15 protein-coding genes are annotated in these 23,938 nt (G+C 55.8%); 10 read left to right on the forward strand and 5 right to left on the reverse strand.

All coding sequences use genetic code 11. The annotated features are described in order from the left end of the window. Window positions 1-87: 87 nt before the first annotated feature. On the reverse strand, window positions 88-909 hold the full coding sequence (locus Mal52_RS28805) for a sugar phosphate isomerase/epimerase family protein (protein ID WP_145380347.1): 822 nt from the start codon (window positions 907-909) through the stop codon (window positions 88-90). 307 nt (window positions 910-1,216) lie between these two features. Here Mal52_RS28805 and Mal52_RS28810 point away from each other — a divergent pair, with 307 nt between their 5' ends. From Mal52_RS28810 to Mal52_RS28850, 9 genes are all read left to right on the forward strand, one after another. Continuing rightward, a complete protein-coding gene (locus tag Mal52_RS28810; protein ID WP_145380348.1) occupies window positions 1,217-2,920 on the forward strand; it encodes a HEAT repeat domain-containing protein in 1,704 nt (567 codons plus the stop codon). 166 nt (window positions 2,921-3,086) lie between these two features. After that, the gene (locus Mal52_RS28815) at window positions 3,087-3,983 is read left to right on the forward strand and encodes a hypothetical protein (RefSeq protein WP_145380349.1); all 897 of its coding nucleotides are present in this window, start codon (window positions 3,087-3,089) and stop codon (window positions 3,981-3,983) included. Window positions 3,984-4,013: 30 nt separating this feature from the next. Beyond that, window positions 4,014-4,682 (forward strand): MotA/TolQ/ExbB proton channel family protein, encoded by a 669-nt coding sequence (locus tag Mal52_RS28820; protein ID WP_145380350.1) that lies wholly within the window; start codon window positions 4,014-4,016, stop codon window positions 4,680-4,682. After that, window positions 4,679-5,134, forward strand: coding sequence for an ExbD/TolR family protein (locus Mal52_RS28825; RefSeq protein ID WP_145380351.1), 456 nt, complete (start codon window positions 4,679-4,681; stop codon window positions 5,132-5,134). The genes Mal52_RS28820 and Mal52_RS28825 overlap by 4 nt, the downstream gene beginning before the upstream one ends. 146 nt (window positions 5,135-5,280) lie before the next feature. After that, complete coding sequence (locus tag Mal52_RS28830) at window positions 5,281-5,910, forward strand: biopolymer transporter ExbD (RefSeq protein WP_145380352.1); 630 nt, start codon at window positions 5,281-5,283, stop codon at window positions 5,908-5,910. 154 nt (window positions 5,911-6,064) lie between these two features. Beyond that, window positions 6,065-9,664 (forward strand): outer membrane protein assembly factor BamB family protein, encoded by a 3,600-nt coding sequence (locus Mal52_RS28835; RefSeq protein WP_145380353.1) that lies wholly within the window; start codon window positions 6,065-6,067, stop codon window positions 9,662-9,664. Continuing rightward, window positions 9,661-12,207, forward strand: a complete 2,547-nt coding sequence (locus tag Mal52_RS28840) for an ABC transporter substrate-binding protein (protein ID WP_145380354.1) — start codon at window positions 9,661-9,663, stop codon at window positions 12,205-12,207. Before Mal52_RS28835 ends, Mal52_RS28840 begins: the two co-directional genes overlap by 4 nt. Before the next feature lie 2 nt (window positions 12,208-12,209). After that, window positions 12,210-13,757, forward strand: coding sequence for a hypothetical protein (locus Mal52_RS28845; RefSeq protein ID WP_145380355.1), 1,548 nt, complete (start codon window positions 12,210-12,212; stop codon window positions 13,755-13,757). A 483-nt stretch (window positions 13,758-14,240) separates the two neighbouring features. Continuing rightward, window positions 14,241-15,719 carry a COG1361 family protein gene (locus Mal52_RS28850; RefSeq protein WP_145380356.1) on the forward strand — a complete coding sequence of 493 codons (1,479 nt, stop codon included), beginning with the start codon at window positions 14,241-14,243 and terminating at the stop codon, window positions 15,717-15,719. 264 nt (window positions 15,720-15,983) lie between these two features. Here Mal52_RS28850 and Mal52_RS28855 read toward each other — a convergent pair whose 3' ends face one another. From Mal52_RS28855 to Mal52_RS28870, 4 genes are all read right to left on the reverse strand, one after another. After that, window positions 15,984-17,672, reverse strand: a complete 1,689-nt coding sequence (locus Mal52_RS28855) for an FMN-binding protein (protein WP_145380357.1) — start codon at window positions 17,670-17,672, stop codon at window positions 15,984-15,986. Then, on the reverse strand, window positions 17,672-19,930 hold the full coding sequence (locus Mal52_RS28860) for an FAD-dependent oxidoreductase (RefSeq protein WP_231962477.1): 2,259 nt from the start codon (window positions 19,928-19,930) through the stop codon (window positions 17,672-17,674). Before Mal52_RS28860 ends, Mal52_RS28855 begins: the two co-directional genes overlap by 1 nt. A gap of 151 nt (window positions 19,931-20,081) precedes the next feature. After that, window positions 20,082-21,116, reverse strand: a complete 1,035-nt coding sequence (locus Mal52_RS28865) for a phosphotransferase (RefSeq protein ID WP_145380358.1) — start codon at window positions 21,114-21,116, stop codon at window positions 20,082-20,084. Window positions 21,117-21,121: 5 nt separating this feature from the next. Then, window positions 21,122-22,786 (reverse strand): tetratricopeptide repeat protein, encoded by a 1,665-nt coding sequence (locus Mal52_RS28870; RefSeq protein ID WP_197534545.1) that lies wholly within the window; start codon window positions 22,784-22,786, stop codon window positions 21,122-21,124. A 149-nt stretch (window positions 22,787-22,935) separates the two neighbouring features. Here Mal52_RS28870 and Mal52_RS28875 point away from each other — a divergent pair, with 149 nt between their 5' ends. Next, entirely contained in the window at window positions 22,936-23,928 is a 993-nt protein-coding gene (locus tag Mal52_RS28875; RefSeq protein ID WP_197534546.1) for an alpha/beta hydrolase, read from the forward strand. Window positions 23,929-23,938 lie beyond the last annotated feature (10 nt).

The raw sequence follows: 23,938 nt of genomic DNA on the forward strand, positions 1-23,938 counted from the left end.
AATGCGGAGTTGCGTTGTCAAGCTTGGAATGGGGCTGCCTGTCACATCGTTGAAAAACGGGTGATTTCTCGGTCGGTTCCCTCGAATTCAATCCCGCAGCCCCGCCTCCCGCATCAGCTTGGCGGTTTGGGTATAGGCTTCTGTGACCCAGGCCTCGATCTCGTCGGGATTGGGTGCGTATTCCAACTCAATCGAAATGGCGCCGTCGATCCCCAATTGCTTGATTTCCTGCAGGTACGGCGGGAAATCCACCACGCCGCGTCCTGGTGGCAAGTCGCCGTGTACTTTGCCGTCGCAGTCCGAAATGTGCACATGCGTTGCCTTTCCGGCGAGCCGTTGCAACTGCTCGGGAGCGACGTGTGACAGGCATAAATGCGAGACGTCGATGTTGGCGGCAAAGGCGGGATGCCCGACGTCGTCAATGAAACGGACCATCGTGTCGACGTCGTTGACTAACGAGAGTTTGAACGGTTCTAGCTCCAAAGCAATTTTAATGCCCAGAGATTCCGCGTACTCGGCCAACAATCGGCAGTTTTTCACACCGGTGTCCCACTGCTCTTCAGGGGGAATCACTTCTTGATTCCAAATGTATTCGCCAATCACCAACAGCAAATTATCCGCTTCGAATTCGTAGACCAGATCCAAATGGGCTTTGACGCGTTCGAGGCTGAAGCGTTGCACGCTTTCGTTGAAATCAATCAGCCCGACAGCGACGCAGCACAACGATACGATCGGCAAGTCGAGCCGATCACATTCATCCTTGATTAACTTTCGCTCCCGGATATCGATGGACAATGGGTCAACTTGGATATCGATGGTATCGAACCCGATTTCCTTGGTTTTTTGGATTCCCCAGGTGGTTTCTCGGCCGGCTTGGGACCAGGCGGAGTTAATCAATCCCAGCTTCATGGTGTCGTTTCTCCCGCAAATTTCGTTCTACCTACAAGTCATTTGCCTGCAGTTTGTGTCTGGAAAAAGAATGTGTCGTCGGTTTCGTCGATATTGTTTGCTTGGTTGTGATCTTAGCAAACAACCTTTGCGATTGTCGTCCCGTCATTGTCAAATCGGTCATTGACAATGCTTAAGAGCGGCCTGTAGAATTTTATTATTAGTAATAATACTAATCCCTATTGCGATCAAAAGACATTTCCGTACTCGTCGTCTTTGGTCGCACCTTCCCCCGATTCATCCCCCCCCTCAGCTAGAGGAACCCTCGATGCAGGGACAATTATTGGGCTACCTCCTTGAGCAACGAATTGCCGGGAGACTGGCATTATCGCTGGTCGTCCTGCTCGTCGTGTCGAGTATTCCTTGCCGCGGCGCTGAATATGCAACTGAAGCGGAAATCAAAAAGGCCATCGAGAAAAGCAAGACTTTTCTGCTGCAAGATATCGAGAGAGGGACAAATCGAGCGTCAATCGGAGCAGTGGCGCTGCTGAAAGCAGGGGTCAAGCCGAGCGATAAACGTGTCAAGAAGGTGTTGGACGATTTAGCGAGCCGCTGCCAAGGGGACGAATTCAAACCCTACAGCAGGCATGCAGGCATCTATGAAGCCACCGTCTACATCATGGCGTTCGCCAATAGCGAACCTGATAAATACAAAGCGGAAATCCAGTTCCTGGTCGATTGGCTGATAAAATCGCAACGTGCGGACGGCGGTTGGGAATATCCGGATGAAAAAAATTCGGCAGATACCAGCCAATCGCAGTACGCACTGCTGGGCCTGTGGGAAGCTTCCATTCAAGGGGCTGAGATCGATCCAAGTGTATTTGATCGAGCCGTCCGTTGGCATTTGGCGACTCAAAGAAAAGATGGCGGTTTTACTTATGAGCCCGGCCAAGCGGGAACAACAAGCTCGACACACAGCATGACTGCCGCTGGAACCGGAAGCTTGCATATCTGCCGGATGTTTATGTTCCCTTCCACCAAAGATTCAGCTTCACCGTTTGCCGGTGACTCGAGTGCTCGAAAAAAGAAAGCCAGCGATCGGAAGAAGTTCGGTATTTTGGAAGATCCTGACCTCGTGGAGGCGGAATTAGAAAAATCGGCGACCAAAAGTGCGCCACGCAGAACCGTTGGCGGTGCTGCGCTGAATGCGAGTATCGGGAGGAGTCTGGGCTGGTTGAACCAAAACTTCGTCGTGAGAAACCCGACCGGTTGGCCGATGTACTATCTCTATAGCCTGGAACGGGCGATGGCGTTGGCGAATATCGAGGAACAACTGGGAAATCATGCCTGGTATCGCGAAGGAGCGACGCATCTCGTTCGATCGCAAAATGAGCGTGGGGATTGGCGAGGAAATGGCGGACCGGGGCCCAGTACAGCTTTCGGATTGATGTTTCTGACGCGGGCGACACACAAGACGCTCGGCCGTCGTCGTGTCCGTCGGAAAATCGGCGGGGGACTTCTCGCCGGTGGTCGCGGATTGCCGGATGATTTGAGCAGCACCTCAATCGAAGGCGGTACTGTCAAACAACGAAAAATGACCGGGCCGGTGGATGAACTGCTTGCCGTTTTAGAAGATCCCAAAAATGCCAATTTCTTCCAGGCCCAAGAGGCTTTGGTCGAAACCGTTATCTTGGGGGACCCCAAGGCCTTGGTGGGCAAAACCGACAAGTTGCTCAAATTGGCATCAACAAAAAATGACGAAGTCCGACGGACCGCAATGTGGGCTTTGGGCCGCAGTCAGGACATCACTGTCGTCCCGACTTTGATCCAAGCACTCAGTGACCCGAACCTGGACACCATGGTTGAAGCTCGCAATGCACTGCGATTCATTAGCAAGCGGATTGACGGTTTCGGACTACCGGCCCAGCCCAGTGACAAAGAACGTGAACGTGCCATCGCACGCTGGAAGAAGTGGTATCTGACCGTACGACCTTATGATGAACAGGACGACCTACTGACGGTGGAGCAGTAGCTGAGTTTCTTTTCGTCCTTGACCATTGCCGCTTGAATACTTCTCTCCCATTTCGATCCTTTATTGCAGATGTAACCCACCGCCGAGTCCAATTAGCTTTGCCGATTGACCGCCTTTAACCGGTATGTCATTGGCACACTTTCTCTCAAAGCAGCAACGCCCGCCGATGCCTTCAAAACGTGAAAAGTCAAAACCATCTCACACACCCGTGCTAGATGTCACCCGCTACGATAAAGTCGCAGCTTGGTTGATTGCGCTGGTCGTCGGGATATCGCTGGCAGCCTCATGGGAGGTGGCCTTGCATTTCATCAATCGCCCCGCGCAGGCCAGTGATGCGGTGGCCATGGAGTTTATTGAAGTGGCCGGCGGCAGTGAGGATGGGGCCATTGATGAGACGTTGCTGTTAGAGTCGCCCGCCGAAGAAACCGCCGATCCCTCATTGGCCGAAGTCGAATCGGAAGAGGTCGAGGTTCAAGAATTGTTAGACAACGTCATCGACCTGGCCGACCAAGCGGTGGAGCAGACCAATCGCCAACTCGAACTCGATGCGGTGAACGCCGGCAAGCCGGGCAGCGCTTCGGGAACCGGTCGCCGCGCTTTGGGCATTGGCGATGGCCAAGGAGGACTGCCCCGTGACCAACGCTGGTTTTTCCGCTACGACGATCAAATCACCCTTGATGAATACGCGCGACGACTCGACCACTTCGGTGTTGTGCTGGGGGTAATTCAAGGCAAGGAATTGGCCTATGTGTCAAATTTTTCCAAAGCGCGACCGGATGTGAAGCGGGTGAAATCCGGTGAAGGCGAGAAGCGGTTGTATTTGACATGGCAAGGGGGCGGACGCCGCGCGGCGGATGCCCAACTCTTTAAAAAAGCTGGAATCGACGTAACCGGTTTGAGCATTTTTCAATTCGTTCCGGGCAAGCTGGAAAATGAACTGGCCCAGTTGGAACGTGAGTATCAGAACCGTCCCGCTGAACAGATTCGCCGGACTTACTTCGTCATTAAAAAGGCGGGGACCGGCTACAATTTCGTCGTGACACGACAAATTCTCTTCCGTTGAACTTACGCTACTTAGAATTGGTTAACACGAATGGACTTTACGCAAATTCTCGACTGGGGCGGCAACTTCATCTACGCGATGTTGGCATTGGTCGCCCTGTACGGCGCCTTTACTGTCATCCTGTTGTTGCGCCGCATCCAAGAGAAACAATTTTCCAACGCTGCTGCCGACGAATTTCTGGAGCAGGTCCGAGAAAAACTGCAAACAAAAGATTTCGACGGTGTCGCCGAGTTGTGTGACTCGCCCGCTTATTGGAGCAAAGCTGTTCCGCAATTGGTGCTCTTTGCCCTGAATAAAAAAGAGCAGACGATGAGCCGCTTGCGTCGCGGATTGGCGGAAACGTTCGAGCGCGAAATTCTGGCCGACTTGGAATACCGCATGTCGTGGGTGGGCACGATCGTCAAAAGTGCTCCGATGTTGGGGTTGCTGGGAACGGTCATCGGTATGATCAGCGCGTTTCAACAATTGGATCTCGCGCAAAGCGCTGGGGGCGAAGGGGGCGAACAACTCGCCGGTGCCATCAGTGTGGCCTTGTTCACAACCGCGGCCGGTTTGGCGGTGGCCATTCCGCTGGTCCTTGCCGGGGCGTTGATCAATGTTCGCATTGGCCGCCTGCAAGATGGCGTCCAGCATTGGATCGGTGAATTTTTGGATGACTACGAGGTCGCCGTGGGCAGTGCGGGAGGGCGGGACAGTTGAGACGACGCCGAAACGCCCTTGCTGATGATGAGGGCGGACAATTCAAAACCAACAAACGTGAGCAAGAAGCGGATTTAGACATCACGCCGATGATCGACGTCACGTTTTTGCTGCTCATCTATTTCCTGGTCAAGTCCACGATGGACCCCTCCGAAGCATTGGATTTGCCCAAGGCCAAATACGGAGACGGTATCAACGGCAATCAAAGCACGGCCATCACAATCAAGGCGGGACGCAATGAAATCGCTTCGATCTTGTTAGACGATGGCCGCGAGGTGGATGTCGATGACGTGCGGAGGCATGTCGAAGAACAAGTTGCCGCCGGCGTGAACAAGGTGATGATTCAAGCGGAACGCGAAATCTCACACGGCGACGTACAAAATGTAGCCCGCGCGATTGCGGAGATCGAAGGTGTGGAGTTCTTCATCGCAGTCGAAGAAAAAGAACCGTGATGTGCCGCGCGATTGGCAAGAAGGCCGGCCTCAAGCTGGCCGATTGCTGTGAGTCGCTATTGCTATTTGAAACGATCCTCCCTCAGCAGGGTGTGGAATAACAAATTTTGGTGATCCGCTGTTTGACATCAGCGGCAAAAAATACGATGCCCATCAAATTCCGCTGTGCCCATTGCGGCAAAAAAATCAAAATCACCTCGCGAGCCGCCGGACGAAATGTCAATTGTCCGAAGTGCGGTGACACCGCCCGGGTTCCGTCGCCGAATTCTCTCAAGCGTGCCAGCAAGCCGTATCAGCCGCATCAGTATCTCGATACCGAAGCAGAGGTGGGAGATTTTCAGCTCCGCAAGCGTGCGACGTCCGAGGATGATTTGGACCTAACCCCGATGGTCGACGTGACGTTTCAGTTGCTGATTTTTTTCATTTTGACCGCGAGCATGAGTTTGCAAAAGGCAATTGCCGTTCCGCCCCCCGATCCGCAACGGGAAGGGGCGCAATCGACGCCGATTTCGCTGGAAGACCTGGAGGTCGATTCGATCATCGTGGAAATCCAAGCGGACAATACCATTATCGTCGACGACGAACCGTTGGCGGCCGACAGCAACCTTGCGGAAATGTTGCAACAATCCATGGACTCCTCGGGTCGCCACGAAATGGTGATCAATGCCCATGCAGATTCCTTTCATGAAACGACCGTAACCGTGTTTGATGCGGCAAACGAAGTCGGCATGCAAAAAATCCGCATGACGACAACCGGCGGCGAGGATGACGAATAGCCCCGGTCGACTATTGCTGCCGGCAGCGGTGGCGACGACTGATTTATTGACCTACTGGCGAATGTCCCGAATTTGATTTTTATGACGTGAAGATGACGTCATGAACCGGTTTTGACACCGCCTTCAGCATTTACCAAAAACGACCGAGCACGATATGCCCGCCCTCGAAATTCGACTTCCCTCCGGTCCGAATGACTTCGTTCAACTTTCTAAGGAAATTCCGATTTCGATCGGTAGTCATCCTTCGAATGATGTCTCCATCGACGACGCGAGCGTTGCGCCCATGCATTGCCGCGTGAGTTGGCAAAAATACTCCTACCGGGTCAATTCAGCGGCCGGGTCTGAGGTCTTGTTGAACGGAAAAGAAGTCGCCAAGGCGTCGCTAAAGGTTGGCGATGTAATTTCCATTGGCAAAGCGAAAATCACTGTGGTCGATGGAAATCGGGCTGGGCACGACGATCAGGCGCAGGCGGACATCAGCGAGTTTGAGTTAAAACCGTTGGACTCCGATGAGACGATTCGCGCCAATCGAGAAGCAGCATTGCACGAGCCGCTGCAGGAAGAACCAGTGGCCACTGAGAAGGCCCCGCCGGAAAACGATCCGCCTTCAAAAAATCGTCGCAAAAAGAAGCAACAACGCGTTCCCGCACCGTCCTCTGAGTCGGTGGCAGAATTGAGCATGGGCGACATTCTAGCCAGCGACGACGCATTGCCGACGACGGGATCGTCGAGTAAAGATTCCAAACGATCGCGGGCAGACAAGTCGTCGAAAAAAGATCGCGCGTCGGAGAAAACGAAGACGAAAACGTCATGGAACGGCGGGCGCGCCGTTCGCCCAGGTGAACGCAATATCCTGCAATCCCCGTTGGTACTGACATTGGGTGGCGGGGGATTGATCCTGCTGTTACTGGCGCTGACCTTCCGGTTTATGAACAACCGCCAAGAAGTGGATGGGCGATTTCAAGAAGCGGCGGTTGCGAAACAGGAAGGGAAATACGCTCAAGCGATTAAGGCATTTGAGCGGTTCCTGATCAATTATCCCCGCGATTCCTCCACCAACAACGCGCAGATTCAATTGGGCTTAACGCGGATCCAACAACACGTATCGGGTTCGACGCCGGCGTGGGAATTGGGATTGCAGTCGGTCCACGAGTACCGCCAAAAATCGAAGGACCTGCCGGAATTCAGCGAAGAGGCCAACGCGCAGGAGTTGGAGGGATACATCAAGAAAATTACGCTGGGGGCGGCAACCAGCGCGAAAAACAATCTCGATCCCGCGTTGTTGGAGATCTCCGCCGAGGCGGGGACATTGCTTAAGCGGATCGGTGTGGACAAGAAAGAGACGGAAGAACATCTCGCCCGCGTTGGACGTGTGGCGAAAGAGGCCAATGACGCGATCCTGAAACGAAACACCTTTGACGCTGCTGTCGCAAAAATCACAGAAGCATTGGCTGCATCGCAGGCGATTGCCGCTCTTGATGAGCGACGGGCTCTGCTGGCGCGGTATCCTGATTTTGCGTCCCATCGCGAAATCAAAAAGCTGATGGAACAGGCACTGGAACTCGAAAAATCCACGGTCACCCGCGAAGCTGAGTCGGTCGCCGCGACGACAACCGAACGAGAATCAGACGTCGCTTCGGTCTTGTCGTTGGTTCGTCATTCCCGCGCACAAAGTGGTAACAAATCCGAGAACTCGAGCGTGGTTGTCCTGTCGGAAAACTCATGTATGGCGGTCGACACCATCAACGGGACCCCGCTGTGGAGTCGCACGATCGGCTACGACACGCCGTTTTTTCCGCTCGAACAAACGGTTCCCGATCCGGCGCTGTTGATGTTTGATACGCGGAATAATGAGTTGCTGCTGGTCTCCAAAGCAGACGGGAAACTGATTTGGCGAAACGCTGTCTCCTCGCGTGCTTCGGGCAGTCCGGTCGTAAACGAAGGTCAAGTGTTTCTGCCCACGACCGACGGCGAACTGTGCCAATTCGATTTAGAAACCGGTGAACTGACTGCGAAGTTGAAATTCGCACAACCCATTTCGTCCGCTCCAGCGATTTCGGAGTCGGGAGAGTATCTGTTTGTCGCCGGGCACCAAGGAGTGATTTACATTCTCTCCCGCCGCCCGTTGGAGTGTATACAAGTCTTTGACAGCGGGCATGCTCCGGGAGTCATTGAAGCTCCATTGATGGCCATGGGGCCTTATCTGTTGGCGATCGAAAATAGTCAGGCGAACAACTGCAACTTCCGGCTTTATGATGTGACCGAGGCGGACAAAGGTCTGAATGAGGTCGCGTCCTATCAAGCTGTCAGCGAACTTTTGGGACATGTCAAAGACACACCCGTGTTGCGGGGAAATCGCATGTTTGTCCCCTCCAGCGGCGAACGTGTCACTGCGTTTACCGTTACAGAAGAAGATGGGCAAAAGCCGCTCTCCTATGTCGACAGTTCGCAGAACGAATCTCCGATTGGCTGCCCGATTTATTTGGCGGTCGGTCCCGATGACCAAATGTGGATGGCTGCACGCGATTTGCGGAAGTTTCAACTCACGCTGGACCATCTGGAAGAAGAGGTCAAGCAGCGGATGCGAGTGGGACTGTGTGCCCAACCGCTGCAGGTCGAAGGGAATTCGATTTTTGTTGCTGGACGGTTTCCGGCAAGCCGCGCGGTCTTCTTTCGCGGAGTCGATCGGCAAGCCATGTCGGGACAATGGTTGGTAGTTGTCGGGGCACCGATCTTGGCGACCGCTGCACCGAACCCGAGTGATAATTCAATCGTCTGCGTGACCGCTGCCGGCGATCTGTTTCTCGTAACAGCAAAACGAATTAGCGAAGGGGGCATCGACACGCGGCCGCTGGCGCAATTGAAGATTCAGGACGACCCCGAGGCCGCCTATCATGCGAAACGACTCGCCGATGGTCGAATGGTGGTTTATACCACCGGGGCCAAACCACATTTGTGGGTGGTCAATTCTGGCGGCGGTATTGATTCGGAGTTGGCGCTCAAAGAGCCGCTGCAAATCGCCCCCGTCGAATTCGGCAAATCTCTGGTCCTGCCGCTGCCTGGAAAATTGCAACTGCTGGGCCGTTCAGCATCGGGAGGACGCGTGCAGGACTTTGCATTGCCTGTCACGGGAAAGAAGCCCGATGCTTGGAAAGCTTTAGCACCACTGGCCGACGATCAAGTCATTGCATTGACATCGACTGGGATGCTCTCGCGATTGCAGTTGAGGGAACAAGACAATGTCTCATTTTTTGACGAAGTCACTTTGATCCATTTGGATCATGCCGTGGATGTTGGCATGGTCGTATCCGGTGATCGACTGCTCATCGCCGATGCCGAACCCTCGTTGAGTGTGCTCAACGGACGGTCCCTGGAAGTCGTCGCTAAGGCGGCGCTGCCACAACCGGCTCCGCTGGCTCCTTGGATGATCGAAGATCGTGTGTATATTCAATGCGGACGCGAACAACTGATTTGCTTTCAGTTAGGCGACACGCTGAACAAATTGTGGGAAGTTCCGCTTCCGCAAACCTCGCTGGCCGGTACCCCGCTCATGCAGGATGGAGAGTTATTGGCGGCACTGCAAAACGGTGAGATTCTGCGCATCAATCCTGACACAGGGGAAGTGCAACACCGATACAACGTGCAGCAGGCGATCGGCGACGGTCCGTATTTATTGGGCGATCAACTGGTCGTGATTTCGCCCGATGGCGGATTTATTGCCGTGCAAACTGAGAAACAAGGGGCGGGTCAATGAGTCTATTTACGACAGAGCAACTGATCGAACAGAGCCGCCGGTCTCGACAGCGATTTCGCGCGATTGTCGTCGTGATCTTCGCGGTCGGTTTCGTGTCAACATTGGCGATCACTGCGCAACAGACCGCCGCGCAAGAGTCAGCCGACAAGGCGGCTGCCGAGACCGAAACGCCGGACAATCCGGACGCTGAGAATCCGCCGGCAGAAGAGGAAAAAAAAGAAGAACCGCTGCCGATTTTGGAGGAAATGCAACCCCTCTCGGTCGAACAGCTGATGAAGGGTCCCGCAGAGGACTGGATAGTGCTCAATGCCAAGGATCAAGTCCTGGTGGTTCAACCGGTCGACCCGCGACCGAATACCTTGGAGTTCTTAGCGGACCGGCTGAAGTATCCCGATAAGTATGAACCAAAGAGTTTTGGCGTCGATGAAGAAGGCAAGCCGCTTGCGGGAGAGGCTCTGGAAAAAGCGAAGCGTGTCTGGCGTAAAACGTTGGTCTACCTCGAAGTGCATATGCCCTTTGACAAAAATGACATCAGCGAAGACGCGGACCGCAAATTTTTCATTCCCTTTCGCGTCATTAAGGAAATCATCTACTTCGAAGACTTGATGCTCAAGCAGATCGATACGTTTCTCGACGAAAAGAAAATCAGCGAAGCCTACGAGATGGTTGTCGTGTTGCGGAAGCGCAGTCCGAAATGGCCGGGACTGCAGTTTCGCGAAGAAGGGTTGCTGTTTGCTGAATCGGCCCGATTAGTCGACGAACAAAAATTTGAGCTGGCACTGGTCGATTTGGAACAGCTGCACGAACGCAATCCCAAATACCCTGGGCTGCCCGATGCCACTGCGAACGTTGCTGACATGCTGATCAAAGATGCTGAGGCAGTGGGGGACTTTCGCCGTGCACGGCATTTTTTAGAGCGCCTCAAAGCACGATTTCCCCAGCATCGAACCGTGACGCGCTGGACCGAGACGCTGACCGCCCGGACAGCGTCCTTGATGCAAGAAGCAAAAACGGCCGAATCGGCTGGCGACATCGAAAAAGCGTTGGCCGCGGCGGAAACCGCTGCATTGGTGTGGCCCAACACGCCTGGGTTACGGACCCTGTATGGCCGGTTAGCACGGCGGCATCAACGCTTGCGCGTCGGCGTGCTTTTACAGCCCCGTGATGTGCCAACTCCCCTCAATCGTACTGTCGCCGATGACCGCTTGCGCGAACTGACGCAGTCGACGCTGTTTGAACCGGACTACTTGGATGAACAAATTGTCCGTTACCGTAGCGGGTTTTTGAATGAATGGGAGCCGACGAATCTTGGACGCCGGATCCGTTTTCAACTGCGTCCCTATCGCCAATCATGGGAGTCGCAACCGGTGACGGTCGCCCTGCCGATGATCCGACAACTGTCAGACAAGATGCAGACCAACAGTCAGAATTTCGATGAGCGACTGTCGGACCGCATTTCCTCGGTAGCGCAAAAATCTCCATTCGAGTTCGACGTCGAATTCGAAAATGTCCCCCTGCGGCCCGAGCCATTGTTCTCCTATGCATTAAACGGCCCCGGCTCGTTTGAGTTGGCGAAACGGGACGAACGGTCGATCACTTATCGCCGCGCCATTCCCGAGCAGCCCGACGACAACCAGTATCACATCTCAGAGGTTGTTGAAGTTCAGTATGACACGCCGGAAAAAGCGATTCAGGGTTTGCTGCGGGGGCAAGTGGACATGCTGCCTCAAATTCCGCTGCGGGATGTGGATATTTTGAGTGAGCTCTCATCGTTTTTCGTTCAGAAATATCAATTGCCAAAAACGCATCTGGTCCAGTTCAACAACCAGAACAAGGCACTACGCAGCCGAGCGTTACGACGGGCGATGGCCGCCTGTCTCGACAACCAACGTTTGCTGGAGGAATTCGTCCTCAAATCTCCACCGAACGGGAAGGGACGTTTGACCTCCGCACCATTTCCCCAAACCAGTTATGCATATGACACAGCAGTGCTTCCGCAGGACTATGACATCGAATTGGCATTAGCATTGTCGATCGCCGCGCGGAAGGAATTGGGAGGGGCGTTGCCCAAACTCTCCCTACGAGCTCCGCCCGACCCGGAAAGCCGTATCATTGCCAAACAGTTGATCGCTGCTTGGGCCCGCATCGGCCTGGAAGTCACGTTGGTCGAAGATGATGGAACCGTTGGCGAGGATGACTGGGATTTGGCCTATCGTATTATCTCCATGCGCGAACCGGCCGTCGAATTGTGGCCGCTGCTCACCGGCAAGGAGACAGCTGAAATCGCGGACCTGAAATACTTACCCAACTGGTTGCGGCAAAAGCTTGTCGAACTAGATCGCGTGTCGGATTGGAGCCGCGCGGAGAATTTGTTGCACGGGCTGCATCGTGATATGGCGGCTGAAGCGCAAGTCATCCCGCTGTTTGAAGTCGATGAATACCTCATCGTCCGCAAGACTGTGCGGGGGGTGCCGGAGGCCCCAATTTCCACTTATGACGGAATCGAACAGTGGGTCGTTCAACCTTGGTACCCCAAGAAATAGCTATGATTCACCACGAACGAAAATACGATATGAAACAAGCGCCGATTATCAGTCGTCGACTCATCGCTGCAGTGCTCCTGGTTGGCCTATTCAGCGTTCCTGCATTCGGCGCGACCGACGAAGCGGAAGCGGAAGTGGAAGTGGAAATTCCCACGACGTTGCAGCCGTACAATGTTCGCGTGTTCGTGGCCATCGACGACAACGTCGAATTTCAACTCAATTTCCGCAAACGGATCTTGGCCGAGTTGCGCGACCGCTGCGACGGATATTGGGGCCGCATGTGCACCGTTTCGGTGGAGGAGTTTCCGCGTTTGTTTCCCGCCACGGCAACGACGCTGGACCGCTTGGCCATCACGCATGAATCGCCGGAGGTGGCAAATTGCGACAAAGCCTTTTTCTTGACCCTGCAGGCCGACGGCGGGGGATATCTCGTCGCTGGAAAATGCTGGGACGCAACCACGCGCGAAACGAGTGAGGTGATTTCCTCGCAGGTCTTCCGCCGCAGCGATATCGCGGACCGGTTGTTCGGCTTGTTGAGCGACCTGTTTGAGCCGATTGTGGAGATCGCTGATTTTGACGAGAAGCAGGTGACGCTGCAAATTCGCGCCGGTGAATTTTTGCCACCTGATCCCAGCCAAGCCCCGTTGAAAACGGGCCGCTTGTTGACGCCGTTTTATCGTTTCATCACCCGAGAAGGAGACGTGCGGAAGATTCAAGAAATTCCGTGGACCTATTTGGTTGTTACCGATGTGGATCGCGCAACGGCAAATTGCAGTATCGTCAGCGGACTCCGCGTGCCGCTCACGACGCGACGCCGCCGGTTGATTGAAGTGTTGGCGCAGGGCGTTCGCCCGAAATTTGATTCCACACGGTTGAAATTCGTTTCGCAGCAATTCACCGATCACCCGATGTTCGGCGTAACGGTCAGCATCGTTCCGGAGAAAAGCGAAACGACCGCTGCGGAATCCACCGAAGAATCGACCGGCGAGGAGCAAGCACAGGTAGCTAAACCTGAACCGGTGACGATGATGACCGACCGCGCCGGTACGGTGACCATTTCAGGCGATGGCTCGAACAAGCCAGTGATGTTGGCTGTGCACAGCGGCAAATCAGCGCTGGCCAGGGTCCCGCTCGTTCCCGGGTTGGAAGCCGAAGCGGAAATACAGCTTCCCGACGATAGCGTACGGCTGAACGTCGAAGGCCAATTGGCCGTGTTGGAAGCGGGAGTCATTGACGCGGTTGCCAAACGCGCTGTGCTTATGGCGCGGGCTCGATCGGCGATTAAGGCCAACGACTGGAAAAGCGTCGATGAATTCTTAGAGCGGATGGATAAAATTTCCGGGCCTTCGCGTATGCAAACCGAACTGACCATTATTCGGGAACGGGGTGTGAGTGCAGCGATGGCGCGAAAAGATGTTTCTGCAAAGCGGCGGATTGAACGCCTGTGCTCGAAAACCAGCGAACTGATTGAGACTTACCTCAGCCTGGACAAGATCAATCAGTTCCGCGAGGAAACCGCTGAGCTACGCAAAGCATTGGGCGCCAAGTGAATTGGTCGACAACAGGGGGGGCTTGCCGCTTGTTTTTTATAGCAGGGCATTGCCCCAACACCCGCCGGCGCCGCCTACCCAATACACACGACCGACAAATCGGCCCAGGTCCAACAAAACCTTCCAGGCTTCCGCGAATTTGCAACAAGCAAATACGTTGCATCGTGAATCGGTCGCAAATGCCGAGCGACCCGTCCAAACCATCGCGTTTTCGCATTGAAACAGCCCGCACTGACCCCCTGATCGCTCTCGTCACACGGACTTGCAGGGACGGCATTTGCGGCAAACTCCCCTGTAGATCCCCCGGTGTGGAATGTTCAAATTGGTTCCGACACACCCGCCTCGCAGGTGGTAGAATTCAAGCAACTCGACTCATGTCGCGCATGACTGCGCTTCATGATGTCTGAATGGAAATTTTTTTGTCGTTTTCATTAGATCTTCATTGGCTTGAACAACACGCAACTGCAACGGGCAGGTCGTCTCATGGCCGGACAAATTCAAATTTCGAAGCGGTGGATTATCACAGCGCTGTGGATCATGGTGGCTGCTGGGTGCGCTGCGCCCAGTCGCAATTCGTCCTTAACCACGATCGAGGACCGGACTGCTTACGCTCCGCAATTCCGCGGTTACAACGGCCCGGGTACCAGTGCCGTGCCACAGCAGACCCCGACCGTGCGCGTCGAAAAGCCAACGATGAGTGAACCACCACTGACCGAACCGACTTTGGATGGGACGGAATTTGAGGAATTCGCGGAGACCGAAGAGACCGAGGATGTGATCCTTCCTGAACCGGATCCACGGATTGCCCCTTACCGGGAGTACCCAAACGTGGAAGCCGGGCCGCTGCTGGCCCCGGCGCCGTTGATCACGCCGCCCACCGAGGGGAACGATACCGACAATGCTGCTCAGCCGGTTCGTTTGTTATTGGAGATTGTCCGACCGGAACGCGCGACGCTGGACGGCGACGTGCGGTTTGACGTGACCATCCGCAACGAGACGAACCGAGACGCCGAAGACATCGACGTGTATTGCACGTTTGAGCAAGGTCTGCAATTTCCCGGCAAAGAGGAAACCGAACTGCGGCGAAACATCGGCAGCATTGCGGCGGGCGAGTCACAGACGATGTCGCTGACGCTCATTGCAAAACAACTCGGACGGCACTGCGCACAGTTCACAATCAAATCAGGCGGGACAGAGGTGGTTTGGAAATCAGTTTGCACGGATGTCACCAAGCAAGCGATGTCGCTGGAGATCATCGGCCCGGACCGCCGCAATGTGGGCAGTCGCGCGGAGCATACGATGACGATTGTCAACGTCAGCGATACCGTGCTGCACGGAGTTCAAGCGGAGCTGACATTTGATGATGCGTTGGTTCCCAAGGAAGCGACCGAAGGGGCCGTGGAGGGTGAGGACAGCTTGTCGTGGAATCTGGGTGACCTGCAACCGGGCGAAGTTCTACAACTGCAAGTGGAGTTTGAATGCGAACGCGCCGCCGAGGTGGCCAAGTTTGATGTCAAATTGACCGCAGCGGGTGGCAGCACACTTCGCCGCGAAACCGGCCTGCAAATTGTCCCGGGGCGGGGCTTGTTGGACTTGAGAATTCAAGATCAAGCCGAACCGATCGCCGTTGACGATGAGGTTGTCTATCTCGTCACCGTACAAAACCGTGGTTTCCAGGACGTCCGCAACGTTCAAGTCGGACTGACGCCACCGACCGGCATCAAAATCCTCGACGTAAGCATCAAGCTCAACGACGAACCGCTCGAGTTGCCCCACAAAGTGCAGCGGGGGACTTGGGATTACGAAACCATGCGACAGCTCCCCGCCGACAGCACGCTGCAATTTCAGATTCGCGCACAAGGCGTCCGCGCCGGAAACCACAAATTCGTTGCAGCGGTCAAAAGCGACCTCGACAGCAAGCCGCACACCATCGAAGAATGGACCACCATCAACGCCCAATAAGCGGTGGGGCTGCTTGGTGCGAGCTTCCGCTCGAAATGCGGCACAGCCGCTTGGTTCGAGCTTCCGCTCGAAGTGGGTTGGGCCGCTCCCGGTGGTCGCTACGACGAACTGCCCGTCCGAAAAAAGGGTGCCACTGGCGGCTTGTCCGCCAGTGCAATTCGCGTGACCGACAGCAACACTGCTGGACTAATTAGCAGTCGCCACCGGCGGCGGGGCTACTCCCGGTGGTCGCTGCGTTTGATCCTCGGGGTGCGTTTTGTTGGTCTATGTGAATGACAAGCAGAATGCCAATCCGGCGAGTCCGACGGCTGCCCAATCGCGGGCTGTCCAACGCTCGCTGTGCGAGTGAACCCTGAGGAACTTGAGCAGCGCTCCGGTCGGACAACCGTAGCGGCAGTATGCCATCGGTACGAACAGCGACGCGATCAAGCCGACCACTGCCACACTGATCGTGGCCAAACCGGCGACGCGGAAGACCCAGGCGTCAAACGGCTCGATGTCGACCAGACTCACCGACAACACTAGCATTCCCACGATCACGCACCACGCCAATAACAATGCCGGTAAAACCAACAACGCTCGTGCCAGCCGTTTGGGAATCCGCAATTGCCATGACAACCGTCGCTTGAGTAAATCCTGTGCAGCGCCGTGCGGGCAAATATGACTGCAATACAGATTGCGCCGCGTGGTCATCGGCAATAACAGCGCTGCAGCGGTCAAGATCACCAACCCGGATGCCGACCGCCAAGCGATCCCGTTCTGCGCCCAGCCCACGAGCATGGCCATCGAGACCAAATTGCCGGCGATCAGTCCCAGATAGCCGATCAACACGCACTGAAAAATGACGCGCAGGGTCCGCTGCGATCGCAATCGCGTCATGCCGATCACCACCGCCGCCACAATCACCGCCGCCGTACCGTAGTCGTGTGGGGCAATGTTCCAGGTTGATTGCCGCTGCTGTGCCGCCTCTTGAGCTAACTTTTCTTGCTGGGCCGCTTGCACCAATCCAGCGGCAACCGCCATGCTGGTCATTGTGGCGCCGGAGACCCCTTCGACGTTCGCCTCTTGCAAATCTAAAGTCGCCAATCGATCCAGATTCAGATCGTTAAACAACGACAGGAAGTATTCGTCCTCGCGGACATAGGTCACGTACGGCTCGTTGTCGTAACTGTTGCCTAAGGCGATTCCGATGACGCGCCCGTGAGGATCGAACGCGATTCGCGTTTCGGTGGGGCCTTGATAGCCTACGATATTATCGGCGGCCGGTGAGGTGCGCAGTAATGTCCCCAGCGGTTGTTCGTCGGCAGCTTGCACATGCCAGAGCGCCGGCGAAGATTCGTCTTTTTTGAGGGCGGTTGCTGTTGGAAACAACTGTTGTGCATCGGCCAAGGTCAGCGGTTGCGGAAAACGTAAAGACTCGGCGGCACCACCCAACCGGTGCATCACCGCTTCAGTAATCGCCAAGCTCGTTAGCGTCGCTCCCGAAACCGCATCGACATCGCCCGTCGCCTCGCCGCGCGGGCGGCCTACGAAGGAAGCAAAAAACGCCGCGTCTTTGCGAATCTGACGTACATGATCACGCGTATCATCGCTGGAAAGAATCTCGATACCCAGCAGTTGGTCGTTGGTATCGATCGCGATCAGGACATTCGTCGGTCCAGAAAATCCGATGATGTGGTCGCTGGTCGGTGAGGTCTGAAGTAGCGTCCCCAGTTGTTCGCCCGCGGCATCACGAACGATGTTCTCCGCCGATTCGCTTTCAATGGACGCCACAGTCGGGAAAAAATGCCGTATTTGTTCCAGGCTGAGTGGTTGTTGAGGCTGCGCTTGTTGGGCGGAAGTGAATCGTTCATGCTGCCGGTGGATCATCACCACAATGGCGGCGAACAGCGCAACCCGGACCGCGTGGATCAACCATCGCCGCCAACTGCGCGGCTTGCCTGCGGTACCCATCAATCCTTCCGCACAATTTGAACAGCATCCGCATGCACGCAACCGCCGGCCCCCTCGGTGGTGATCTCCACGAAGTTCTTTTCGCCTTTGGTGAAGTCAAACGTGCCGAGTGAAATGAACCCCTCTTTCAGCGGTGGTTTTTGTTTCATATTCACGCGCACTGTCCGGCCTTTTTCGCCTGTCGAAATCGTGACCGGCACCTGATTGCCGCGGTTTTCGTGCGGCTGATAAGCAATCCGGACCTCATAAGTTCCGCTTTTTGCAATCGGCAGGTCAAAACGGATGCTGGCGTCTTTGAAGGCGTAAAGGTAATTCCAGCCCACGTACCCGGGCAGGCCCTCGCCGACGGTCCAACTTCCAGTTTGCTCGGCTTGCTTATCGTCGACCACAATCCCTTCGAGTTTCGAGGGATCTAAACCGGTCATGGGGCCGAACGGGCCGGCGAGCGATAGGGCGTCTTCGGGGATAACGATCTCGTCCTTGACCGTCGCGCGGCGTGCTTTGCCGGGCAATTTCAGTAAGTCGACCATGGCATCCCAGTGCTCTTTGTAGACCTGTCGCGGCGTACAATCATTCAGAACGCACAGGCTGGCGGCGCGGCCAATAACTTCGCCCATCATGCCGCAGGTCTTCATCACCCGTGTCGTCCCCAGTGCTTGGTGCGTAACGCTGATGCAGCGGCCCGCCATGAACAGGTTGTCGATGTTGCGCGAATAGAAACAACGGTAAGGCACCGGATAGCCGTATCCTCGATCAATCCGCCGGTCATGCACGGCGACGGAAATGAAGGGATTGTCCGCGAATTTTTCCGCGTATTGTTTCTTGGGATAGTGCAGATCAATCGACCAAGTACTCGGCACGCAGCCGTCTGTGAATTGCCGCTTGTCAACGATATCCTCTTGCGTGAGTACCACGTCTCCCATCAGCCGTCGCGATTCGCGCGGGCCGCCGATGTAGGCGATCCAGGTTAAAAACGCCGTGGTATGTTTGTCGGCGCCGTCGCGGTTTTTCATTGCATTAAACGCGCCGTACACCGCCCGCAAATTCCAATCGCGAATCGCCTCTGCTCCCCCGATTGCATCTTTATCGAACCCGCTTTCCCAAAACCATTGCCCGTGATGGTCGCGGGGATAGGGGAAATCCTTCATCTCCAAGTCCAAAGCCCAGGGCGTTTGCGGAAATGCGACGGGTTTCTCCCCTTCGCCCCAAGCCCACATGTTGCTCATCCCCATGCGGCCATTGGGGGTCATCTCCCAGTCCGCCCCGGCCAGATACCCAATCGTGCCGTGGCCGGTCCCGTCGACATAGAGCTGGCCGCGAAAACGTTTCTGAGCGCCGCTGCGTGTGTCGAACGCATCGACCGCTGTGATCTTTTTGCCTTCGGTTTTTACATCGAATGCATGGTGGTTGAGAAACAATTCGATATTTGGTTCCGCTCGAATGATGCGTTCTTTTTTCGCGTCTTCAAATTCCTCATAGGTGCCGGGGGATTTTTTGGCTTTGTCGGCAAACTCTTCCACAATTTCGCCAATCCGCGGATAACGTCCGCGGCGTATCAGTCCCTGCGACCAGACACGGACTTCGCTGGAACCGTTCCCACCCAGCACCGGACGGTTTTGGATCAGGGCGACCTTGCATCCCATACGAGCAGCAGAGATCGCTGCTCCCATGCCGGAGTAGCCGCCGCCGATCACCACCAGGTCATAGCCGCCCTTTTCGATCGGGCCTTCGGGGATCCCCAGCAATTGACAGCGCCACTTTGGCAAGATTTTGGATTCATTGGGCGGCGGTTCGTCCCCTTTTGTAAACAGAATGGCATCGCAACGTCCGTCGAAACCGGTCAAGTCGTGCAGTGCCAACGTGGTCTTTTTGTTTTTGATTTGAACCTTGCCGCCATCCTGCCAAGACCACTCCGCCCCTTCGGTACCGAACGTTTCCGGAAGCGGTTGACCGTCGATGAGCAATTGAAACCGCCCCGGTTTTCCCGGTGCTTTCCAGCGGGCGACCCAGTCCATGGTCCGCACGAATACGCGATACTCGCCGGTTTCGGGGAATTCGACCTCGGTCACCGCATCGTCGACTGGGCGCCCCAGTCCGTGCGCTAATAGATACGGAGAGCCCATGTTTTCGATGAATTGCGTATCAAGCTTCCACCCGCCGTGCGACGGAAAGCTTTCCGCTTCGACGAGGACTTGTTGGGCTGCAATGGGTTGAGCTGTCCAAACAAGAATCAGCAGGGCCAGGATTCGAGCATTCAAGGGAACTATCTCCACTGATTTGGCCGGCAGGGGCAAATAACGTTAGGTTTCATCATAACCGCTCCCCAACCACGAAAAAACCCGCTGCCCGATTTGCTGCCTCGTCATACAGCCACAGCCGTAGGGCGGGCTCCCGCCTGCCGCCCGCGCGTTACCCGCCCATGTTCTGCAGTCGAGATAAAATCGTCGTCATGCGGGCCAATACGCGCTCCCGGTCATCGACCGGACGCCCTTCCATGGCGACCCATTGCACCCAGGTCATTCCGCTGAGCAGCACGCCGCTACGATCAAAGAGCTCCACCGCCGCTCGCTCATCGATCGATAACCGGCAGACCGATTGATAGGCGGTCAATGCCGTCTCCCAGCCGCGACGATCATCGCCGACGAAACTTCCCACCAGTCGCGCGATATCCCCCGCGACCGTTTCGCTGCGACAGGCGCTGGGATCAATGATGCCGGTCACTTCGTCACCGACGAATAAAATGTGGTCATGCCACACATCCCGCAGGCAAGGTTGCAAACGAAATCGAAGACTCGCAGCCATGCGGAGTTCATCAGCAACACGCGGCGCTATGCTCTTGAACGCGGAGATCAAATTCAGTGCCACGTCGCAGAACTCCGGCCAGGTGTGTCCCTCAACGGACCGGGCAGCCATATCGAGACGTTGTGAGTTCCATTTGAAAACCAGTCGCAACCGCTCGCCAATTCCAGGAGATGCGGCGGAATCATGTGAGGCAAACCACTGCCGGTGGTTTTCGCTGGGACGAAATGTTGCTGCGGCACGATGCCAAGCGGCCAGAGCGCGCAGGGCGGCGGACAATTTGGCCTCGGATGGCTGGGTCTGGTAGTTGGCCGCTCCCGGCATCCAGGGTTCCAATTGCCAATAGTGATTGATGGCTTCGACCAATGTCGTCCCGCTTCCGGCCGTTACCGGGGGAGCGATCAAGGCAAAGTTTTGATCGCGCATGTGATGTAATAGTTGATGCAAGCCAAGGAGACGGTCGCTGTGTAGACCCTCTGCGGGCCATTGGCGCACGGCGAACTCTCCCGCAGTCGTGGTCGCTTTCCAAACGCGAGCGCCGCTAAACCCGGCTTGGTTGATCGGCACGCACTGCGTGGGATGATACTGCGACGAATAATTGGCCAGCACCCAGCGGAGCACGCTCTGTTGCTTGTCGTCTTGCATTTCGATTAACTCAATCGCTTCTGAACGACATTGCTCAATTCTGCTGTGACCTCTCCAATCACACTGGGCCAATCCCCCCAATCGCGTTGGCGGAAGAGCCGCATTGAGGGATACCACGGAGAGTCGCTACGCTCCAGTTGCCAACGCCAATCCGGGGTGTGCGATAACAGCGTCCAGACATCGGCGCCAAGGGCACCGGCCAAATGGGCGACGGCCGTGTCGACGGTGATCACCAGATCCAATCGATTGATCAATGCCGCCGTTTGCGAAAAATCGGTCAAGCCGCTTCCGGCGTCGAGGACGCGCTCGCGCCAATCCACAGCGGCCAGTTGCTGCAAGCCGGCTGCTCCCACTTGCAGGCTGATAAATTGTGTCCCGTCGGTCTCGATCAGGGGACCCATTTCCGACAATGGGCAAGACCGGACCAAATCGCGAGGTTGTGCCGGATTGCCCTGCCAGACAAGACCCACGCTTAACTGGGTGGCATCGATGATGTCGTCGAATTGTGATTCCACTTGGTCGACGCTTAAGTAGGGAACGGCTGCGGGCAATGTGTCGCCGGTGACTCCCAAGACTCCTGGAAGACTCAGTAAAGAAATGTGCGCATCGGTCATTGGCACAAAATCACCTTCGACGATGACCTCCGCGACTCCAGCCGTGCCCCGCAACAAATCGCCGAGGCCGCGTTGACAATGCAGGATAATTCGTGCGCCGCTGGCCGCCTGTGCCGGTGCGAGGAATCTTGCGAATTGTAGCGTGTCGCCGAAACCTTCATCGGCATGCACCAGCAACGATTTTCCGGCCAACGATTCCCCACGCCAGCGCGGTTGCAAAAATGTCTGAGGTGGAGCCGGCATGATGGCTTCGCGAGATTCAAATCCTTCCCAACCTGCTGCCAAGTCACCCGCCAACATCTGAGTCGTTGCCAGGTTGAACCACGCCATGGGAAAATCGGGTTGTATTTTAAGCGCGCGATCAAACGCTGCGCAGGCCGCATTCAATTGATGCGAGGAGCGGAGGGCATTCCCTAGATTGTTGTGTCCCTCGGCATAATCAGGACGCAGCACAACGGCCTTTTGAGCCGCAGCGACGGCGTCCCTCAGTCGTCCGAGTCGCTCGTAGACGTAGGACAGGTTACTGTGGATTTCAGCGTAATCGGGTTGGAGGCGGACGACCTCTTCAAATGCCAGAGCTGCCTCAGCGGATTTCTCTTGTTGCGTCAGGGCGAAACCGAGTCGCACGCGGGACTCAATATCTTCAGGGGCCAACGCTAGGTGTTGGACGAAGCATTCTTCCGCCAGGGGCCATTGTTGCTGCTCTTCATAAATCTGCCCCAGATTGAAATACGCCTCGGCATAATTCGCGTCCTGTTTGAGCGCGCGATTCAGACAACCGATTGCCTGCTCGAATTGGCCTTGCGCCTTGTAGGCAATCCCCAGATTGTTATGGGCAGCGGCGACGTGGGGTTGAGCGGCGCAGACCTGGGACAGCAATTCCACAGCCGCGACGAACTCTCCCTGCTGCAATTGCAACGTGCCGAGCAAGTACATCGCATCCAGGTGGTGCGGCACGTCCGCTAACACGCGGCGGTAAACCGGTTCGGCGGCGGAAAGGTCCCCTGCTTGATGCAGGGCGACTGCTGCGGTGAATTGTGTTTGTGGGTCAGGCATGGTGTGTTTCCGGTATGGTCTGCTTGAGATCATAAGCTATGATGGCAGCGAAGCAACAGACGCAAAGATCCACACGCTTAATACGGATGGACGCCTGGACGTTATATCTTGGAAGAGAATGATTTCCTCAACCACCATCGATGCCTCCCATGCTCGCAAAACTTAAACAGGCAGCGCTGTTCATCAAACGCCGCCCCAAACGCGCGGTTGTGGTTTTGATGCTTGTGGGTTTTGTTGTGTTGAATCTGTTGGCATATATCCACGCGCATGCGATGACACATTTTGTCGAGGGGGGAGAACGAACCCCGGCGCCGGAGAGTCTGTCCTGGACACAAAAAGTCGCTGTGCTCGCCACGGGAGTCCGCTTGGCACGCCCAGCCAATCACAGTACGCCGAACGATTTTGAACTACAATTCACACAGCACTCCTTCGAAACTTCCGACGGAACAAACCTCAGCGGTTGGCACATCGCCGCCGACGATTCTCGCGGTGTCTGTTTGTTCTTCCACGGCTACGGAGCGGCAAAATCCAGTCTCCTTCCCGAAGCGGGACAGTTTCAGCGTTGGGGGTACGATGCGTTTCTCGTCGATTTTCGCGGCAGCGGCGATTCCGCGGGGGACGTGACTACGATCGGATATCTGGAGGCCGACGACGTTGCCTCGGCAGTCGAATATGTACGAGCAAATTTTGCCGACAAGCCGCTTTGGCTGTACGGTCGTTCGATGGGTAGCGCCGCTATTTTGCGTGCGATAGCCGAATACGACTTAAAACCGTCAGGCGTGATCCTCGAATGCCCCTTCGACCGATTGTTGTCGACAGCACAAAACCGTTTCGCTGCTATGGGATTACCAGGATTTCCCGCTGCCCAGTTGTTGGTGTTCTGGGGTGGAGCGCAGCACGGATACTCGGGATTCGAACACAACCCTGTGGACTACGCCGCCAATGTGCGTTGCCCGGTGTTGGTACTGGGCGGCGAAGCCGATCCACGCGTCACGCAACCGCAATTGCGCGCGGTTTTTGACAAGCTGGCAGGCCCCAAACAGATCCATATTTTCGAGGAGGTCGGACATGCCGCCTATTTGCCGGCAGCGCCGCACACGTGGGAGGCCACGGTCCGGTCATTCCTCGAAGCACCGCAATAACCGACAGCGG

The organism is Symmachiella dynata, from assembly GCF_007747995.1.
Lineage (GTDB): Bacteria > Planctomycetota > Planctomycetia > Planctomycetales > Planctomycetaceae > Symmachiella > Symmachiella dynata.